Here is a 19,172-nt window from a genome sequence, read left to right on the forward strand (position 1 = left end):
AGGCATAAAAAAGAAAAACCAGACTTTTAACTTCCGACTTAGTACTGTCGACTTAACGCTAACCCGGGTTACCTCAACCTGTCGGCCGATTTTACCAGCTTCTCATCTTTTTTTATGCTTTTTTGTGCGAAGATGATCAGTATGATGCTTAATGAAGTAAGGAACAGGCCAATGCCCATCGTGCGTGTGTCAAGCGTAATGCTGCCTACTGCGCCTTTAACAGTTTGTGCCATCCAGAAACTGTAGCCGATAAGTACCAGTATGGCGCTATAGCAGAAGGCTATTTGCTGTTTTCGGTTTTTATATAGAAAAATGATGACCAGGGGAATAAGGGCAACAATAGCGGTTATGGCGGTAAGTGCCACAAATGTTTGGGTATGTTGTTGCACGCCGTTTACATCCTGGTAAATACCGGTAACCATAATGCTGGATGGCTTATCATTAATATAGACGTTGTGGGCAAGCGGAAAAAAGAAAAGGGCAAACAGCACAAGGCTGGCGAACAAAAGGTAAATGCTTTGGATGCGTTGCAGCATGATATTAAAAATTATAAAGGCAAATATAAATGTTTTGCTTATTGGAGAAGCACTAATTTAATAGCGATATCGCTTGCTTTGAATGATAATTATTTAATGTATATTTATTTGTATTTAAACAATTGTCAAATGCCCCGCATTAGTGAACAAAACCCCGAAGATGTTAAATTTGAGAACGTCCATTTAAAAAGGATTTTCCTTGAGCACCTGAACAGTATTTATTTTGGTAAAAAACATCTGATTGATTTTTTTGAAGAGATAAAAGAGCTTGCATCCTTAGCTTATTTAAAGGAGGCCGTACAGGAATGTTATGAAGCTACCCAAAAGCAGCTTACCCATCTCGATTCTATTTACAGCGCCATTAATGAAACGCCATCAAAAACGACGGTACTTGGCATAAAAGCCATGACGCTTGAAGCTTATATATCGGCAATTAAAACCGGGAAAACTGCCATGGAGCGTGATGTGTTCATTGTATTTTATGTGCAGATCATCGAAGGGATTGAAATAACCTATTTTGATGTTTTGCGTAACCTGGCAAAAACCATTGGCTATAGCAATTCCTTTATCAATAAGCCTTTTAATCTGGCTGTTAAAAATAAACTGGCGTTTGAGGCTATCTATAAGGCCTATATAACCGAACCCGCATAATACTATGACCAAATTATGAACCCGGCATAGGCGGCAGATTATTAACTTTGCCGTCGTGAGCAACAACCAGCGTTATTTTATTGAACTGGCCTACAACGGCACTGCCTATCACGGCTGGCAAATACAGCAAAATGCCGTAAGTGTACAGGAATTGCTGAACAAGGCACTAAGTACAATTTTACGGCAACCCATAGAAACAACCGGCTGCGGCCGCACAGATACGGGCGTGCACGCCAAAGAGTTCTTCGCGCATTTCGATGCCCCCCTACCCCCTGAAGGGGGAGTTAGCGCTTTGGAAAGCACCCCCTTTAGGGGGCGGGGGGGGCTGAACGCCCTGCTCCCACCTGATATCGCTATAAAAAATATTATCCCGGTACATGCCGATGCGCATGCCCGTTTTGATGCCACATCGCGCTCGTATCAGTATCATGTTCACTTTAATAAAGACCCTTTTTTGCAAGGGGCTTCCTGGCAATTGCGCGATGTGCCTGATATTAATTTGATGAACCAGGCCGCGGCTATTATGATGGAGTACATCGATTTTAGTTGTTTTAGCAAATCAAACACCCAGGTAAAAACCAATAACTGTAAAATAACCCGCGCCGAGTGGGTGAAAACAGAAAACGGCATTGTCTTCCATATAACTGCCGACAGATTTTTGCGTAACATGGTACGGGCCATTGTGGGTACGCTGATGATGATCGGCCGGGAAGAAATCTCTCCCGAAAGCATTCGCGAAATTATTGAAAGTAAGAACCGCTCAAACGCTGGCACCAGCGTACCTGCCTGCGGCTTGTATTTGACGAAAGTTAAATATCCTTACCAACTGGTCGCTCCATTAGCCCCCTAACCCCCTGAAGGGGGAACAATGGTGGATAATGTGGATGAGATTTGACGATAGATAATTATACTTTAACTTTGAGATAGTGGCGAAAGACAAACAAGATAATAAGCAGGAAGCTCCCGCATCAACGAATGGGGAAGCAACTAAACAGGCAGCACCCCTTTCAGGGGGCGGGGGGGGCGTAACCGGAAAGGCCCTTGACTGGAAGCTGCTCGGCCGGGTAATGCATTACGTTAAGCCGTATAACAAAACCTTTGTTATAGCTACTTTCCTGACTATTTTTATAGCTGCCAATGCTTTGCTGCAGCCAATCCTGATCCAGCGTACGCTGGATGTCAACATTTTGAACGACGATTATAACGGCCTGGTTTTTATGGTTGAGCTAATGATAGCTCAATTGATTATTCAAACTATTGCGCAGTACTACCAAACTTATTTAACCAATGCGTTGGGCCAATATGTGATACGCGATTTGAGGATCGATATTTTTAACCACATTACCAGTTTAAGATTAAAATACTTCGACCGTACGCCTATCGGTATGCTTATTACCCGTACGGTGTCCGACCTGGAAACTATTGCCGATATTTTTTCGGAAGGGTTGATCTCTATCATGGGTGATATGCTGTTGGTGGTTGCTGTGATAGGCTATATGCTTTGGCAAGACTGGAAACTGGCCCTGATTACGCTCATTCCGATGCCTTTCCTGTTTGCTTCAACCTATGTGTTTAAGGAGGCTATTAAGTCCTCATTCCAGGAGGTGCGCACGCAGGTGGCACGGCTCAATACTTTCTTGGCCGAACATATTTCAGGTATCAGCGTGATCCAGATCTTTGCCCGTGAAGACCAGGAGATGCGCAAATTTAAAGCCGTGAACGAGAAGTACCGCGATGCCAATATCCGCTCAAACTGGTATTATTCGATATTCTTTCCTGTAGTAGAAATTCTGTTTGCCATATGCATGGGCTTGTTGGTTTGGTATGGTTGCAAACGGATGCTGTCTGATAGTCAAATGTTAACTATCTCTGCTTCAGGTAAGGGTATTACTCCAGGATTAATCACCAGCTTTATAGTATTGCTGAATATGTTATTCAGGCCTATCCGCCAGCTGGCCGATAAGTTTAATACCCTGCAAATGGGCATGGTTGGTGCCGACAGGATTTTTAAAGTACTGGATACAGACGAGGTGGCCGAAAATAAAGGCACACTTACAACAGGCAGACTGCAGGGCGATATTAGCTTTGATAAAGTATGGTTTGCCTATAACGATGAAAACTGGGTGCTGAAAAACATCAGCTTCCATATCAAACCCGGCGAAACCCTGGCCCTGGTTGGCGCAACCGGCGCAGGTAAATCATCAACCATTAATATCCTGAACCGTTTTTATGAAATTGGCAAAGGCTGTGTAAGGGTTGATGGGCACGATATCCATGATTATGACGTAAACTACTTGCGCTCGCAGATAGCCACCGTGATACAGGATGTTTTTTTGTTCAGCGATACCATTGCCAATAATATCAGCCTCAATAATCCCACTATTACCCGTGAGCAGATCATAGCTGCAGCCAAAGATGTCGGCGCGCATGATTTTATCGAACGCCTGCCCGGCGGCTACGATTATAATGTGATGGAACGCGGCTCAACACTTTCGGCCGGGCAATCGCAACTAATCTCGTTTATCAGGGCGCTGGTTTATAATCCCGCGATCCTGGTTTTGGACGAAGCTACGTCATCTGTTGATACGGAAACCGAGATCTTGATCCAGAATGCCATCAATAAATTAATGGAAGGCCGCACGGCTATAGTGATAGCCCACAGGCTTTCCACCATTCAAAACGCCGACAGGATCATTGTACTTGATCACGGCGAGATCATGGAAACGGGCAGTCACCAGGAATTGCTTAAAATTGAGAACGGCCACTACCGGAAATTGTACGACCTTCAGTTTAACTCAGCGGGAATTGCGAGATAACCCCACCCAACCCTCCCCAGCAGGGAGGGCTTAAAGATCTTAATTAAGTCTCCCCTTCCGGGGGAGATTTAGAAGGGGCTTATTTCGGTACACTCTTCACCGAATGAACCGGTTGTTCTTCTTTCTCATGCTTTTTGGCGATATCACCTCCATGCGGATTATCGGCATGATATTGTTTATCTTCCTTTCGCACCTTGCTTTTATGCCCGTTGTCATTTGGCCTGTGGGTCGGGGTGTCTGATGGCGAAGGTTTATCTTTTTCGTTTGCTGGCTTTGTCATGTATTGATAACAATAGCGGTAGCGCTTTGTTTAACTCCAGGTTTAACTCCAGGTTTAGATCCGAATTTGATGTTTAATTTGTCTGAATCAGAATTTTGTCTGAACTCGAATCTTTTGAATTAAGGAATTTATCGAATGCAAGGCAATTCATTAATTCATCTAATTCGTTTAATTCGAGTTCTGACAAAATCCCGGTTCTGTTGTTAATAAATGTTAAATCTGTTAAGCTAAAGCGTTATTAAACATATTTATAAGCAATAAACTTTTACCTTTAGGGAGGGTTTCTTATTTTCGCAGAAATATGATGTTAACTTGAGGGGGATAGTGGTCTCAAATCTCATGTCTAATATCTCACATCTAACAAGAGTAAATGGAAGAATTTGAAGCAAGCGCATCCTCTAAAAAGACAAAAACCATCTACATTTCAACTGTATTTGGTATTGCCATGGTGCTGTTAATGGTAGGCCTGCTGGGTTTAATACTGGTGTACGCTAAAAATATTTCGAGCTATGTTAAAGAAAACATCGTGCTTAATATTTTTGTTGATGATGCTGCCCACGAAAGCGACGTATTGCAACTTCAAAAACAGTTGGATGGCAACGTAATGGTAAAACAAACCCAATACGTAAGTAAAGAGCTTGCCGCCCGCAACCTGCAAAAAGATCTTGGCGAAGATTTTGTAAAGTTTTTAGGTTACAATCCGCTATCGCAGTCAGTTGATGTTTACCTGAAAGCGGAGTATGCCAATAACAAGGATATTGAAAAGTTTAAAGCCGAATTGCTTAAGAACCCATTAGTAAAGGAGGTTAAATATCAGCAATCGCTGGTTGACCAAATGAACCAGAATGTAACGACCATCAGTTTGATCATCCTTACCTTTGCCGGTATTTTTGTGGTGCTTTCGGTAGCGTTGATTAACAATACCATCAGGCTGGCCATTTATTCGCAGCGTTTCCTGATCAAATCGATGCAGCTGGTTGGCGCAACCAAAGGATTTATCCGCAAGCCTTTTTTACTGTACGGGATCTGGCATGGTTTATTAGGCGGGTTAATTGCTATTATCCTGCTGATAGGTACTTTATATGTTGCTTATGACAACGTACCCGACCTGGTGTTTTTACAAAACTACACCGAGTTTGGCATCGTGTTTTTAGTTGTAGTTGGGCTGGGTATTTTTATATCAGGCTTCAGTACCTTTTTAGCAGTTAACAAGTTTTTACGTTTAAAAATATACGATCTGTACAGATAGAGGTTAAAGGCAAAAGGTTAAAGCTGAAAGGCTTAATCTGAACTCTCAACCACTAATTCATTAACTCAATAATTCAGTAATTAAAAGATAAATGGCACAAAAATTTAAACCAGCCGGCCCTGTAAAAACAACTGCTGCAACATCGCCGGCAGCTACCGGTGCTGCAAAAGCTACTGCGCCTGCACAACCGGTACAATTTATATTTGATAAAAGCAATTACCGTATGCTGATCATCAGCGTGGCGGTTGTTGCCTTCGGTTTTGTCCTGATGTCGGGCACAACTGACATTTACAGCACTACCAAAATAGTTATCGCCCCAATAGTAGTTTTGGGCGGTTTTGCTTTGGGTTTCTTCGCTATCCTTAAAAAGCCTTCGGCTAATTAATACAGTAACCATGCTGAATTTTACAGTAGATATGTTTTAGTGAAAGATATCTACTGTAATAACGTATATCTCTACCTCAACCCCTTAAAACCCCAATGAATTTAATCCATGTTATTATCCTTGCAATTATTGAAGGGATAACTGAATTTTTACCTGTATCATCAACCGGGCACATGATCATTGCTTCATCAGTAATGGGCATAGCAGCCGATCCTTTTGTTAAGCTTTTTACTATTGCCATACAACTGGGCGCCATCTTATCGGTAGTGTTCCTGTACTGGAGAAGGTTCTTGCAATCGGTTAATTTTTATTTAAAACTGTTTATCGCTTTTATACCTGCAGCGGTATTTGGCGTATTGTTTAGCAAAAAGATAGATGCTTTATTGGAGAGCGCGCTCACCGTTGGTATTACCCTGTTTGTTGGCGGCATTATTTTATTGTTTGTTGATAAATGGTTCAACAAGCCGGTGATTAAAGAAGAAAAGGATATCAGCAATTTAACGGCACTTAAAATAGGCTTTTTTCAGTGTTTAGCCATGATCCCCGGTACATCGCGTTCGGCTGCTACTATTGTTGGTGGCATGGCGCAAAAACTAAACCGTACTGCAGCTGCCGAGTTTTCATTCTTCCTGGCAGTGCCCACTATGTTTGCCGCGACTGCAAAAAAACTATACGACTTCCATAAAGAAGGGCATGTATTTACCGGCGAAGAAATTAAACTGCTGGCCATAGGTAATATCATTGCTTTTATTGTTGCCATGCTGGCTATTAAAACATTCATTACTTTTCTTGAGCGCCGTGGCTTCCAGATTTTCGGCTGGTACCGTATTGTGATTGGAGCTGTTATTATAGGATTAATTTTGAGCGGGCACCAATTACAAACGATTTAAGCCTTTAAGTATATCACATTAATTTTGCCGCGCCGGATCATTCTCAAATCAAAGGAGATTGATCCGGCGCAGTAATTTATAGCTAGTCAGGCAATAGGGGCGAAAATCGTACCTTTGCGAAAAATCGGATAAATTGATCCGGTGTAAATAAAAGATTTGAAGAACACGTATACAAAAATAGAGGAATTTGCTGAGGGTCAGCTCCTGCTGGTTAATAAACCGTATCAATGGACAAGCTTTGATGTGGTTGGCAAACTCCGCAATTCATTTAAGCCGCTTAAGCTGAAGGTTGGCCATGCAGGCACACTCGATCCATTGGCTACCGGCTTGCTGATCATCTGCACCGGTAAAATGACCAAGCAGATAGATACTTTCCAGGCCGAAGAAAAGGAATATACCGGGACCATGGTATTGGGCGCAACTACGCCTTCATATGATATGGAAACGGAACCGGACAAAAGTTTCGACATCAGCCAACTCACTGAAGAAATGCTGCGTAACAACTGCAGACAGTTCATTGGCGATATCCAGCAATATCCGCCGGCGCACTCGGCCATAAAAGTTGATGGTGAGCGTTTATATGAAAAGGCGCGCCGGGGCGAGGATGTGGAACTGAAGCTCCGTAACGTCACTATAACCGAGTTTGAACTAACCCGTATTGAGCTGCCCGAGGTTGATTTCAGAGTGGTGTGCAGTAAGGGCACTTACATCCGTTCGCTGGTGAATGATTTTGGCTCGGCTTTAGGAAACGGGGCTTATCTTTCAAAACTAAGACGTACACGGAGCGGTAACTTCAGGATTGAGGATGCCTGGGAAGTGATGGAACTGGTAAATACCGTGAGGGAATTAAAAGTATCAGATGTACGTACAGCGCGGTAAAGGAAATTTACAAAGCTCAAACACTCCGGTTTTTAATCCCATCAACTAAAAATTAACTTTGTGTTTTACTCATAAATGAGGGTTTACAATAATATCGACGAATTTACAGCGGTAAACAATGCAGTAGTCACCATCGGTACATTTGATGGGGTACACTTAGGGCACCGTAAAATTATCTCAGGCATTAAGGAGCTGGCCGAAAGTACAGGAGGCGAAACGGTGATCCTTACTTTTTTTCCGCACCCGCGTATGATCCTGCACCCGGAAGATGAAAGCCTGAAACTGATAACCACCATTGCCGAAAAGGCCGAACTAATGGAACGCATCGGGGTTGACCATCTCATTATAACCCCTTTTTCAAGAGATTTCTCCAATCAATCTGCCGAGAGCTATATCCGTGATGTGCTGGTTAATAAAATTGGTACAAAAAAAATAGTAATAGGCTATGACCATCGCTTCGGTAAAGACAGGCAGGGCGGCTTTGAAGATCTGCAGCGCCTTAGCCCTGTGTATGGTTTTGATGTGGTAGAAATTCCCGAACAGGACATCAACGAGGTGGCCATCAGCTCAACCCGCATCCGTAACGCCCTGTTAAGCGGCGATATTCATTTGGCTAACGCCTTTTTAGGCTATCCTTTCTTTATTACCGGAAAGGTTGTCCGCGGCGATCAGATCGGCCGTCAGCTTGGTTATCCGACAGCCAATATCGTGGTTGAAGAAAAATATAAGCTTATTCCATGCGATGGTATTTTTGCAGTAACAGTAATTATAGCTGATCAGAAATATAAAGGGATGGCCTACATCGGTAGCCGCCCAACGGTTAATGGCCTTACACGCAACATCGAGGTAAATATCTTTGACTTTGGCGAAGAGATCTATAATCAAACTATCCGGATGGAGTTTCACCACTACATACGGGGGGATGTTAAGTTTTCATCGCTTGATGAGTTGAAAGTTCAGTTGGCCCAGGATAAGGTAGATGTGCTGAAAGTCATGAATTGAACCATGATTTGCTTGATTTAAGGATTACCTTGAATTCAATATGGATTGGCAGCTTACGCACCGCATCAGGCAATCCCTAAATCAAGAAAATCAAGGTTTTAATGCTTAAAAAACGACAAGTAGATCTGTTTCACAATATGATACATCGCGAAAGCGAAAAATAATATAGCTATGCTGGTATTGATAAGCCTGGTGCTTAACGCAAATCTTTCCTGTATGTATTTAGCGAATTTGGCATAGATAAACAGGCATAAAAAAGCACCTGCCGCCGAGCCCAGGCTAAAAATAACAAGGGCTACCCTACCGTCAAGGATCCATTCATGCGTAATAAGGTATGTGCCGGTTACCATCCAGAAGGGCACCTGCATGGGGTTTAAAAAGCCTAATAAAATACCATATTTGATACTGGCATGTTCGGAGTAATTGGCTTTAGGCGGCTTGTTACGATGGATCCAGGTGATGTATCCCATAACGCCGAACAGCACTACCATTATCCAGTCGATAACTGTATTAAGTTGCAATTGCCCAGAAAGCCAGCGGGCAGCATGCATGATGAAATAAGTAAAGAAAAATTCAACAGCCGAAAAAGCGGTTATAAAGCGTACAGCTTCCTTAATGCCACGGTTTATAGTGATCTGTACTAAAGTTAGGTTTATGTTGCCGGGGGGAATATAGCCTATAAAGTTGGCTATGATCCCGATGAAAAATGTTAGAAATATCATCGCAGCAAAGATAGGTTGTTAATTGGAGTTGGCAAATAATGTCTGAACCATGATTTATAGGATTTGGGGATTACCCGGATATCTGCATTAGAATCCAATAATCTGACAAATCCGTTTAATCCCGGTTCAGAATCTTCCTTACATTTGCAAACTTTAAACGTGTTAACATGCCAACTGAAAAAATAGTTTCATTACTGCCGGCCGCTACCGAGATAATTTGTGCTTTAGGATTAGAGAAAAACCTGGTAGGCCGTTCGCATGAGTGCGATTTTCCGGCATCTGTTAAAGAATTACCCATATGTACTGAAGCTAATTTTCCGGATGGTTTAAGCAGCGCCGATATTGATATAAAAGTGAAAGAGATCCTGGCCGATGCACTATCGGTTTATACCGTAAAGCGCGAACAAATTAAAACCCTTGCACCGGACGTCGTGGTAACCCAGGCCCAGTGCGAGGTTTGCGCAGTATCGTTAAAAGATGTTGAAGAGGCGCTTGAAAACTACCTGGATAAACAGGCACAAATTATATCGCTGCAACCCAATAGCCTCGATGATATTTTTAATGACATTGCCAACGTTGCCAACGGGCTAAATGCACAGCAAGCCGGTGCCGAATTAATCGAGAGTTTGCAGGAACGCGTTGATATCATCAAGCACAAGCTGAAGTTTATCGACAGTAAACCTACGGTTGCCTGCATTGAGTGGCTTGAACCTTTAATGATTTCCGGCAACTGGGTACCAGGCCTGGTAGACATAGCAGGCGGAACGCCCGTTTTGGCACAGGAAGGTAAGCACTCGCCTTATATTGAGTGGGATGAGATCCTGCAGCAGGACCCGGAAATTATTGTGGTGATGCCTTGCGGGTTCAGCATTGAACGTACTATGCGGGAGATTAACCTCCTTTTGGACCGCCCGGGTTTTGCATCCCTCAAAGCGGTAAAAAACGACAGGTTTTATATTGCCGATGGCAACCAATATTTCAATCGTCCCGGCCCGAGGATTGTAGATTCTATTGAGATCCTGGCCGAAATCATCCGCCCTAAACAATTTATATTCGGATATGAGGGTGAGGGGTGGATTAAGTTTTCTTTATAAGTCTTAAGTCAGAAGTCTTAAGTCGAAATGAAATAAGAATAGTTAACAGAGCTATACTAAATCTAACTTAAGACTTAATACTTTAGACTAACGACTTCTTTAAAATACTTATTAAAATAATTTAAAAAGTAATATATTTACCTGTCTGCTATCTCCCAGGCACAGGATCAATTATGAACAAAATTTTTACGCTGGTGGTTATCGCCGCGGTTTTTGTATGCAGCGGTTTTAAAATTAGTGATGATAAAAAACCGAACGTAACCAACCTGCACCTCACCTGGCAGGTAATGGATAATAACTATCAAAATAAAAATGAAGCGCTCACTGCACTGGTGATAACCAATAAAAGTCATGAGGTTTTGCCTGCGGTGGGATGGAAGATCTACTTTAATTCCGGGCGCGGTTTTACCAAAACGGCCGTTAGCAATAACGCCCTGATTGAACAGGTTAACGGCGACTTATACAGCATAACCCCAACATCCGGCTTCAAAGACCTGAAACCCGGCGAAACCTCCCGCATTGAATTTGTGTGCGATGATCCTGTGGTAAACATTACCGATGCACCTGAAGGGCCATACCTTGTTTGGGATAACGCCCCTGAAAAAGGCTATTCTTTCGGCTCGTATGACATTACGCCGTACAAACCAACTTACCAGGGGTTGATAACACCCGAAATTGTTTTCGACAGGAACAAGACGGTTAGCGATATTCCTGCCGATCAATTGGTGAAAGTTTTCCCTACACCGGTAAGTTATGTGCTGGGCAATGGCACATTTACTTTTGCTTCTAATATACATATCACTGCATTAGATTCCCGTTTTAGTAAGGAAGCCGCATTGTTGGATAATTACATTTTAGCGTTGCTTGGTAAAAAAGGTGCTAACAGATACTCTGAAAACGCTATCTCCTTACAATACAAACCAGGTTTGGGCAACGAGGCCTATGAAATAAGCGTAAAGCAGGCGGCCGTTACCATCCGCGCGTCAACAACCACCGGCATGTTTTATGGCATCCAGTCATTCAAAAGCCTGATCCCAGCTGCTGCCCTGGCAAAAACTCCGCCATCGGTACAGATCCCCTGTGTAGAGGTTGCAGACGCGCCACGTTTTTCTTATCGGGCTGTGATGCTTGATATAGCCCGTAACTTCCAGTCAAAACAGCAGGTATTGAAACTGCTCGAAGCGATGAGCCTGTACAAGCTTAATGTGTTGCACCTGCATTTAACGGATGATGAGGGATGGAGAATAGAGATCCCCTCGCTACCCGACCTTACTGCCGTCGCTTCCAAACGAGGCCATACACTGGATAGTAAACACCATCTGCCTCCATCGCACGGTTCTGGCCCGGAGGTTAATAACCCTTTTGGCACCGGCTATTATACGAAAGCAGATTATATCGAGATCCTGAAATACGCCAATGATCGCCATATCACCGTAGTCCCTGAAATTGAAACACCCGGTCATGCCCGTGCAGCTATCAAGGCAATGAACGCCCGCTATGACCGCCTGATGGCCGAAGGCAAAAAGGCAGAAGCAGTAAAGTATTTACTGTATGACCTGAACGATAAATCTGAATATCGCTCGGTACAATACTGGAACGATAACGTGATTGATGTGTCGCTCCCTTCAACCTATAACTTTGTAGAGACCGTGGTAAACGACCTCATCAGCACTTATAAAGAAGCAGGAGCGCCGTTATCAACCATTCATTTTGGTGGCGATGAGGTTCCTGCGAATGTATGGGAAAAATCACCGGCTTATGCGGCGCTCAGGGTTACACATCCCGAAATACAAAGTACCAATGATCTTTGGTATTACTTCTACGGAAGGATTAATGAAATCCTGAAAGCAAAAGGCATCCTGCTTTCGGGTTGGGAAGAAATGGCGCTTCGTAAAACTACGCTCGACGGTCAGCCGGCTTACGTACCAAATCCGGATTTTACAAAAGAACACTTACAGGTTGATGTTTGGAATAACGTGTTAGGCGGGGGACAGGAAGATCTGGCCTACCGTTTGGCTAATGGTGGTTACAAGGTGGTGTTAACCTGCGTTACCAACCTGTATTTTGATATGGCCAATTACAAATCATTTGACGAGCCTGGTTATTACTGGGGCGCGTTTTTAGGCATTGATAAATTCTTCTCATTTATCCCCTACGATTATTTTAAAAATGCCGACGTTGATAAGCAAGGCAACCCTATAAACAGGAATATCTTCATCGGCGAGCAACGCCTTACCGATTATGGTAAAAGCAATATCGTGGGCTTGCAGGGCGCGCTGTGGGCCGAAACAGTGAAAGGCCCGGAAAGAATGGATTACATGATATTTCCGAAGCTGCTTGGCCTGGCCGAACGTGCCTGGGCGCACGACCCGGCATGGGCCACCGAAAAAGACCCTGTAAAAAGTAAAGAGGCATACCAGGCGGCCTGGTCAAATTTCCTGAATGTGTTAGGTAAACGTGAACTGCCCCGCCTGTCTTATTATAACGGTGGCTATGATTACCGTGTGCCAAAACCGGGCATTAACCTGCAGGATGGTAAATACCTGAGCAATGTGGAGTTCCCGGGTTTAACTATCCGGTATACAACCAATGGCAAAGATCCTGACGCTGGCAGTAAGGTTTACACTGGCCCTGTTAACTACAATGGCGGCGTTATCAAATTCCGCGCTTTTGATCCGAAAGGCAGGGGAAGCAATATAGCTGAAGGAGGTAATAACAATTTGAATCCGTAATTCAGTTTGCAGTTTGCAAGCTTTAAAAAAGGCCGTGTTTTGCGAAGCAAAACCGGCCTTTTTTTAATAACAATCGCCGGGTTCATATTAAAATCATGTCATTGAGGAGGAACGACGAAGCAATCGCATACATTACAGAGCCGCTCTGCTTCCGTGCGATTGCTTCGTTCCTCGCAATGACATGGTTTTACCTTCCGGGTTTTTATTGATTAAGGCGAGCGTAGTCCGCGATTACTATGATCTATGAACCATCAACTATTAACCATCTAATACATAAAATTCATCCCAACCGAGTAATTCCTCAGCGGAGCCGCATTATAATATCGGTTACCTACAGCATTCAAATCATTACCAAGGCTATATTTCTGATTCAGTAAATTATCCGCGGCAGCAAATATTTCAAAGCGTGTTTTACGGCCAATGGTTGGCTGATAGCTAACGCGGGACTGCAACAGGTTATATTTTGGCGCATATACGTTGCTTGCATCGTTCAGCGGAATTTTTGAAGTAAAGGTATGCTGAACAAATAATGCAATACTTTCCGGAAACCTGATCTGTACGCTGCTTACAAATACGTTTTTAGGCACGCCCGTTAGCCTGTTACCCGAATAATTGGCATTGGTAACCATATAATCCCTAAACCGGAAATGACTGTACGTAAAAGATTCGTTGAGTTGTAGCCCACGGATGAAGTTATACCTGTTTGGGCGAATAATCCAATAGTATAATGACGCTTCGGTGCCTAACTGGTTAGTACCACCCGCGTTGACGTAATGCTCGGTTTCATTGGCATTAAGGCGACGTACTATGGCATTGTTTAAACGATAATAATAAACTGATGCATCAAGCATAAAAGTTTCATCGCTGTTGCGCAGGCGGAACCCGGTTTCGTAGTTCCAGCCGTATTGGGCTTGCAGGCTGGTGTTTACAATGTTATCGGTTGGCCGCACCTCGGCAGTGGTAGGGCTCGAGTAACCGCGGCTTACGCTTGCCCGCCATGCAAAGGGATTAATGATCTGGTATGACAAAGCCAGCCGCGGCATTAGCTGTGCGCTAAAGTTGCGGTTAGTAAAGTTGTTTTGATTAAGCGGATACAGGTTTTTGAAGTCATAACCATAATCATTTAAGCTTACCGCGGCCTCTATATGCAGGCGTTTGTACACATCAGCAGCATAACGGGCAAATACAAAATGCTGGTTGGTGTGGATATCATCAATGGTTTGGGCGGTATCTTTTACCCCCTTCTTATTGCCATAGTTGGCAATGTGCGAGTTGGTTTGCTGCCATTCAAAACCGAGATCAACTTTCCAGTCTAAATTGGGTTTCTTATCGCCGGTTAGTTCAAAATAAGTACGGAAACCATAGGTATTTTCACTGCGTTGCTCATAATTAGTAATGAACGGATTGGCGAAATCAACGTGATTGCCAAACACAGCCAGTACATTGCGAATGTGGTCGTTAAAATGATATTCGTTGGTTAGGCCGCCTAAATACATCTTGGTAGTAATACCTATCCGTTGCTGAATAGCCCCCGGCAAAGTTGCCGTAGGCTGGCGGGCTAATCGCGGATTGGCGGTATACTGGGCCAGGTTTAAGCCACCCGGTGTTTGATAGGCAAGATCCGAATAAATCCCCAATGCTTTTAGTGTGTTTTTACCGCTGTAATTCCAGCTATCGGCCAGTTGCAGGTAGTTGCGATGGGTATCGCTGTTTTGCCTGTAGCCATGATAGGTTTGAAAACTTTGGTTAATGTCGAGCAGGTAATTGGTAGTTTTTAATTGCACTGCTGCCTTTTCATGAAACAACCCGTACGAACCACCGTTTACCCCCGCCGAAATATAAGTGCTGTCGTTATAACGGTTAAGCGGACTAAGAATCACGACACCGCCCGAGTTAGCCCCAAATAAGCTGCCATCCGGCCCTTTTAATATTTCAACCTTTTGTATCGAAGCAATATCAATAGCATTTAAATAACTGTTGCCGCCGGCGTCGGTAAGCGGGATATCGTCAAAATAGATCTTTACGTCCCTCACGCCAAAAGGCGAACGTAATAAACTGCCCCTGATGGATAAACGATAGCTGCCCGGCGAACGCTCCTCGGTACGTACTCCCGGAACCGTATTTAAGGCATTTACAAATGAATTATCAGGCTGGATCCTGAGCTGGGCTGCATTAAGCACACTTACCGACGCCGGTACACTTATCACAGGCTGGTCGCTCAGGTAACCTTTGATGATCACCGGTTTAAGTTCGGTGGTGTCTCTCTTAGGTTTGATCTTATTTTGTGCGTGGGTTGCAGTAAAAGCAGCAAGTATAAGAGTTATAAGAGTAAAGCGTTTTAGCATAGATTGACAATCAGGGATGACCCTCAAAAATAGTTTTTATACTTGTAAAAGGATATCGCCCGCTTGTAAATATCTTGATGTTGCTAACTTTTTCTTTCCGGACATCTGATCATGACGCTGCAACTATATTACACATGTATTGCAGATTTGTCAGAATAAAGCGGAGCAATACTGAAAAGGCCCTTTCCCTCAAAATTTATTAATCCCAATTATAGTTATTTTTTTAAATTCGTTCATTCATATCCCTTATAATGAGAAAGTTATTATTTTACCTTGCTATACTTGCATTGTGCTTTTGTGTAGTATCCTCGTGCCAAAAGAATGGCGAGCCTAACGCTCCTGAGGGAGAAATTGCCGTTAGTAAATTAAAGGTAAAAATAAACGAGCCTGACTCAATGTTGCTGGTGGGAGCAGATAATAAGGAGGTTACCTGGATGGTAGCCCCTTCAGGTTTTGATACCATTCGCACTGCAAAAAATGCTGCCCGGATAAAGTTCACCAAAGCCGGAAATTATACTATCAGCGCTAAAAATAGTGATATTACTTCGAAAAGTATAGTTATAACTGTTATCGATTCTGTATATGCGCCTCCGGTGTATTTTATTCCGTTCGATAAAAGTGATTCGATCACCTTTGTGCCGCAGTATGTAAAAAGCGCCAAGTCTGATTCAGCATACCTTGCATTTACCATAAGCACCAAAAAAAAATATTGCACCAACTTTATGTTTACCTATAGCCTTTTTGTACCTTTTCCTTTACATGATAAGTATTATATAAATTTCACCGGTGCTGTTATAAAAAGTCTGGACAATACCGCTTGTACTGGTACAGCCATATTGACAGCACATAATAATTATGCATTTTATCAACCCGTATTAAAGGAAGGTGTTTATAAGTTTTATGCAGGCTTTGGCCAGGATATTAACACGGACTACGAGGGCAGTATGGAAGTGACCGCAACACAGATCATTTTTCACTGGGACGATTCAACAGGGATAACTATTTCACCAAAGGTGCTGGCGCGATAGGGAACATATAAAGTGCAAACCAAATCTCAACTGATTGGTGCAAAAATCAAAGGAAAGCGGCTATTAGCCTCTTTCCTTTGATCAATGATTTGGTATTATTAAATTTTCCCAAAGATCTCGGCAAGCTTGTTTTGCAGATCTTCGCCCCTTAGGTTTTTACCGATGATCTTTCCGTTAGGATCTAATAAAAAGTTTTGAGGGATTCCGCGTACCGCATACAGATCGGCTGCTTTACTGTCCCAGAATTTAAGGTCGGATACATGATTCCAGGTAAGACCATCTTTGTGGATAGCTGCCAGCCATTTATCTTTCGCATTCGGCCTGTCGAGCGACACGCCAAGTATGGTGAAGTTTTTGCCTTTATAAGCATTGTAAGCCTTTACCACATTAGGGTTTTCACGACGGCAAGGGCCGCACCATGATGCCCAGAAATCTATCAGTACATATTTACCACGAAATGATGACAGACTAACCATTTTACCGGCAGTATCAGCTTCGGCAAATTCGGGTGCGGTTGCACCTAATGCCACAGCTTTTAATTTTGGCAGGCGTTCGGCAAATTTCTTGCCTGCTTCGGTTGCTTTAATAGCAGGACTGAAGCTGTTAAACAATGGGGCAATATCTACGTAATCGGCACTGTAGGCATATGATTCAAGCGCGTTAAGGCTTACATATGAATCGGGGTTTTCCTGGATAAACTTTTTATTTAGCTGCGCATCCTGGTCGTCGATCTTTTTTTCCTCAGCATTTAGTTCGGCAAGTTGGTCCGGCGTGGCGGTTTTACGTTTTGCCGAAAGCGCCTCATAGGCATCATTAATCGGTTTTTCGGCCAGGTTATATTTTTCGTTATCGTTATTGGTTTTGGTGCCTTCTATTTTGGCATCAGCAATTTTATCAGTTGCGCTTACGTTGATGGTACCTGGTTCAAGGTAAATGGAACGATAATCTTCTGAGCTATGCAGGCCGGTACCTTTGGGGTTAAACAAAATATAACCGCTTACAGGTGTTGTTGTGCTTGTTTTACCGGTAAATTTAAAGGCTCCTTCGTTCAATACTGCCGAGTCGACAACCGTTTTTCCATCTTTACGATATTGCACATAGACTTTCGCCGGTGCGTTATAGGCGCCAATTTTACCTTGCACAGTATATTGGGCATCCTGGGCAAAAGCTAAAGCAGGGGCGCTTGCAATTGCTGTTAAAGCTATTTTTTTAATTGAGGTCAAGTTCATATCGCAATATAATAAAATTAGCCGGGTATTAAATATCCGGCTAATTCAACGGTGAATATGACATATTAATTAATATCGCCCAGGCAGGGCCTTAGTATCAATTAATTATATTTTCCAAATAACTGTTCCAGTTTGGCATCAAGATCTTCGCCACGGAGGTTTTTTGCAATGATTTTTCCCTGAGGATCGATCAGGAAGTTTTGAGGGATAGATGTTACCGAGTACAAAGCCGCAGCCTGGTTGTTCCAGAATTTAAGATCAGATAATTGCGTCCATTCCAATCCGTCGCTTTTAATGGCAGCAAGCCACGCCGATTTGCCGTCGGGCCTATCCAACGAAACCCCAACTACGGTAAAGTTTTTGTTTTTGAACCTTGCATAGTTACGTACCACGTTCGGGTTTTCCTGACGACAGGGACCGCACCATGATGCCCAAAAATCAAGTAATACATACTTGCCCCTGAACGACGATAGCTTTACAGGAGTTCCGTTAACGTCGTTTTGTATAAAATCAGGAGCTTCGGAGCCGATAGCCGTAACTTTTAGGGCGTCGAGCTGCACCTTCATCATTTTACCGGCTTCGGTATCTTTAATTTTTTGAGATAACGAATTGTATAATGGCTCAACCTCGCTAAGGTCGGGAGCAGGACCGCTTACCGAGGTTAGTGCAAGTAAACTTAAATAACTATCAGGGTTGGCTGCAATAAAGCTTTTTAAAGTTGTCTTTTGCTCTGTTTGCAGGGCTTTATACCTTGCCTGCATGGCACTCCTGAAAGCTGCCGATTTTTGCTGCTCCGGCGTTGCTGCCTTGGCCTCGGCCATTAGCTTTTCGCCTTTTTGATTGATGGCTTTTAACTGTGCCTGGAGTTTTACATTATCTGTATTAAGTTGCGACCCTGTGATCTGCGCTTTATCTATCGAATCTTTGCTGGTGATAGTGATAGTACCTTTTTCCAGGAAAAAATCTATATCGTCGGCCGTCTTTGAAATCAGGCTGCCGTTATCGGCATATTTATAGTTGCCGTCGATAAATTTTTCGAGGGGTAAGCCCTTGTAGTTAACGGCTAATGTAGCATTAACTGGGTTAAATATCGTACCGGTAAATGAAAATGCCCCGTTAACCACATTGGCCGAATCGGTAACATTATTAGCACCCAGTTGGTACGATAAATATACTTTGGCAGGTGTGGTGACGTTGCCTAATTTACCATTAATAACAAAGGTGTCTGTAGCCTGTGCAAGCGCCGTTACCGGCAGCATGGCGGCTATGTAAAAAAATAATTTCTTCATTAAAATATATAAAACTCTACGCTGCTAACGTTTAAGCAAGTGTTA

General features: G+C 43.2%; 17 protein-coding genes. 11 read left to right on the forward strand and 6 right to left on the reverse strand.

Annotated features, from left to right (window positions below; genetic code table 11):
* Nucleotides 1-68 precede the first annotated feature (68 nt).
* Nucleotides 69-536, reverse strand: coding sequence for a DUF4293 domain-containing protein (locus FHW88_RS11205; protein ID WP_176625451.1), 468 nt, complete (start codon nucleotides 534-536; stop codon nucleotides 69-71).
* A gap of 129 nt (nucleotides 537-665) precedes the next feature.
* Here FHW88_RS11205 and FHW88_RS11210 point away from each other — a divergent pair, with 129 nt between their 5' ends.
* The 3 genes from FHW88_RS11210 to FHW88_RS11220 all read left to right on the forward strand — a co-directional run bounded on the left by FHW88_RS11210 (nucleotide 666) and on the right by FHW88_RS11220 (nucleotide 4,003).
* Nucleotides 666-1,187, forward strand: a complete 522-nt coding sequence (locus tag FHW88_RS11210; RefSeq protein ID WP_167516312.1) for a DUF892 family protein — start codon at nucleotides 666-668, stop codon at nucleotides 1,185-1,187.
* Between the two features lie 55 nt (nucleotides 1,188-1,242).
* A complete protein-coding gene (gene truA, locus FHW88_RS11215; protein ID WP_176625452.1) occupies nucleotides 1,243-2,037 on the forward strand; it encodes a tRNA pseudouridine(38-40) synthase TruA in 795 nt (264 codons plus the stop codon).
* Between the two features lie 217 nt (nucleotides 2,038-2,254).
* A complete protein-coding gene (locus FHW88_RS11220; protein WP_176626784.1) occupies nucleotides 2,255-4,003 on the forward strand; it encodes an ABC transporter ATP-binding protein in 1,749 nt (582 codons plus the stop codon).
* Between the two features lie 79 nt (nucleotides 4,004-4,082).
* On the opposite strand, the gene FHW88_RS11225 is transcribed toward FHW88_RS11220, so the two are convergent.
* Nucleotides 4,083-4,283, reverse strand: a complete 201-nt coding sequence (locus FHW88_RS11225; RefSeq protein WP_091167464.1) for a hypothetical protein — start codon at nucleotides 4,281-4,283, stop codon at nucleotides 4,083-4,085.
* Nucleotides 4,284-4,653: 370 nt separating this feature from the next.
* On the opposite strand from FHW88_RS11225, the gene FHW88_RS11230 reads away from it, so the two are divergent.
* The 5 genes from FHW88_RS11230 to FHW88_RS11250 all read left to right on the forward strand — a co-directional run bounded on the left by FHW88_RS11230 (nucleotide 4,654) and on the right by FHW88_RS11250 (nucleotide 8,688).
* Nucleotides 4,654-5,532, forward strand: a complete 879-nt coding sequence (locus tag FHW88_RS11230; RefSeq protein WP_090530733.1) for a cell division protein FtsX — start codon at nucleotides 4,654-4,656, stop codon at nucleotides 5,530-5,532.
* A 91-nt stretch (nucleotides 5,533-5,623) separates the two neighbouring features.
* Nucleotides 5,624-5,917, forward strand: coding sequence for a DUF3098 domain-containing protein (locus tag FHW88_RS11235; protein ID WP_176625453.1), 294 nt, complete (start codon nucleotides 5,624-5,626; stop codon nucleotides 5,915-5,917).
* A gap of 95 nt (nucleotides 5,918-6,012) precedes the next feature.
* A complete protein-coding gene (locus tag FHW88_RS11240; protein ID WP_176625455.1) occupies nucleotides 6,013-6,807 on the forward strand; it encodes an undecaprenyl-diphosphate phosphatase in 795 nt (264 codons plus the stop codon).
* A gap of 147 nt (nucleotides 6,808-6,954) precedes the next feature.
* The gene (gene truB, locus FHW88_RS11245; RefSeq protein ID WP_176626786.1) at nucleotides 6,955-7,686 is read left to right on the forward strand and encodes a tRNA pseudouridine(55) synthase TruB; all 732 of its coding nucleotides are present in this window, start codon (nucleotides 6,955-6,957) and stop codon (nucleotides 7,684-7,686) included.
* 75 nt (nucleotides 7,687-7,761) lie between these two features.
* Nucleotides 7,762-8,688 carry a bifunctional riboflavin kinase/FAD synthetase gene (locus FHW88_RS11250; RefSeq protein WP_176625457.1) on the forward strand — a complete coding sequence of 309 codons (927 nt, stop codon included), beginning with the start codon at nucleotides 7,762-7,764 and terminating at the stop codon, nucleotides 8,686-8,688.
* A 98-nt stretch (nucleotides 8,689-8,786) separates the two neighbouring features.
* Here the strand turns inward: FHW88_RS11250 and FHW88_RS11255 are convergent, their stop codons facing one another.
* Nucleotides 8,787-9,410: a LysE family transporter gene (locus FHW88_RS11255; protein WP_090530747.1), complete on the reverse strand. Its 624-nt coding sequence runs from the start codon at nucleotides 9,408-9,410 to the stop codon at nucleotides 8,787-8,789.
* Between the two features lie 167 nt (nucleotides 9,411-9,577).
* On the opposite strand from FHW88_RS11255, the gene FHW88_RS11260 reads away from it, so the two are divergent.
* Both FHW88_RS11260 and FHW88_RS11265 read left to right on the forward strand, forming a co-directional pair.
* The gene (locus FHW88_RS11260) at nucleotides 9,578-10,504 is read left to right on the forward strand and encodes a cobalamin-binding protein (protein WP_176625459.1); all 927 of its coding nucleotides are present in this window, start codon (nucleotides 9,578-9,580) and stop codon (nucleotides 10,502-10,504) included.
* A gap of 173 nt (nucleotides 10,505-10,677) precedes the next feature.
* Nucleotides 10,678-13,236: a family 20 glycosylhydrolase gene (locus FHW88_RS11265; protein WP_176625461.1), complete on the forward strand. Its 2,559-nt coding sequence runs from the start codon at nucleotides 10,678-10,680 to the stop codon at nucleotides 13,234-13,236.
* 266 nt (nucleotides 13,237-13,502) lie between these two features.
* Here FHW88_RS11265 and FHW88_RS11270 read toward each other — a convergent pair whose 3' ends face one another.
* Nucleotides 13,503-15,581: a TonB-dependent receptor gene (locus FHW88_RS11270; RefSeq protein WP_176625463.1), complete on the reverse strand. Its 2,079-nt coding sequence runs from the start codon at nucleotides 15,579-15,581 to the stop codon at nucleotides 13,503-13,505.
* A 251-nt stretch (nucleotides 15,582-15,832) separates the two neighbouring features.
* Here FHW88_RS11270 and FHW88_RS11275 point away from each other — a divergent pair, with 251 nt between their 5' ends.
* Nucleotides 15,833-16,609 (forward strand): hypothetical protein, encoded by a 777-nt coding sequence (locus tag FHW88_RS11275; RefSeq protein ID WP_176625465.1) that lies wholly within the window; start codon nucleotides 15,833-15,835, stop codon nucleotides 16,607-16,609.
* Nucleotides 16,610-16,707: 98 nt separating this feature from the next.
* On the opposite strand, the gene FHW88_RS11280 is transcribed toward FHW88_RS11275, so the two are convergent.
* Nucleotides 16,708-17,838 carry a TlpA disulfide reductase family protein gene (locus FHW88_RS11280; protein ID WP_176625467.1) on the reverse strand — a complete coding sequence of 377 codons (1,131 nt, stop codon included), beginning with the start codon at nucleotides 17,836-17,838 and terminating at the stop codon, nucleotides 16,708-16,710.
* Between the two features lie 101 nt (nucleotides 17,839-17,939).
* Entirely contained in the window at nucleotides 17,940-19,127 is a 1,188-nt protein-coding gene (locus FHW88_RS11285; protein ID WP_176625469.1) for a TlpA disulfide reductase family protein, read from the reverse strand.
* Nucleotides 19,128-19,172: the final 45 nt, after the last annotated feature.

This window comes from Mucilaginibacter sp. SG538B, assembly GCF_013376065.1.
Classification (GTDB): Bacteria; Bacteroidota; Bacteroidia; order Sphingobacteriales; family Sphingobacteriaceae; genus Mucilaginibacter; species Mucilaginibacter rubeus.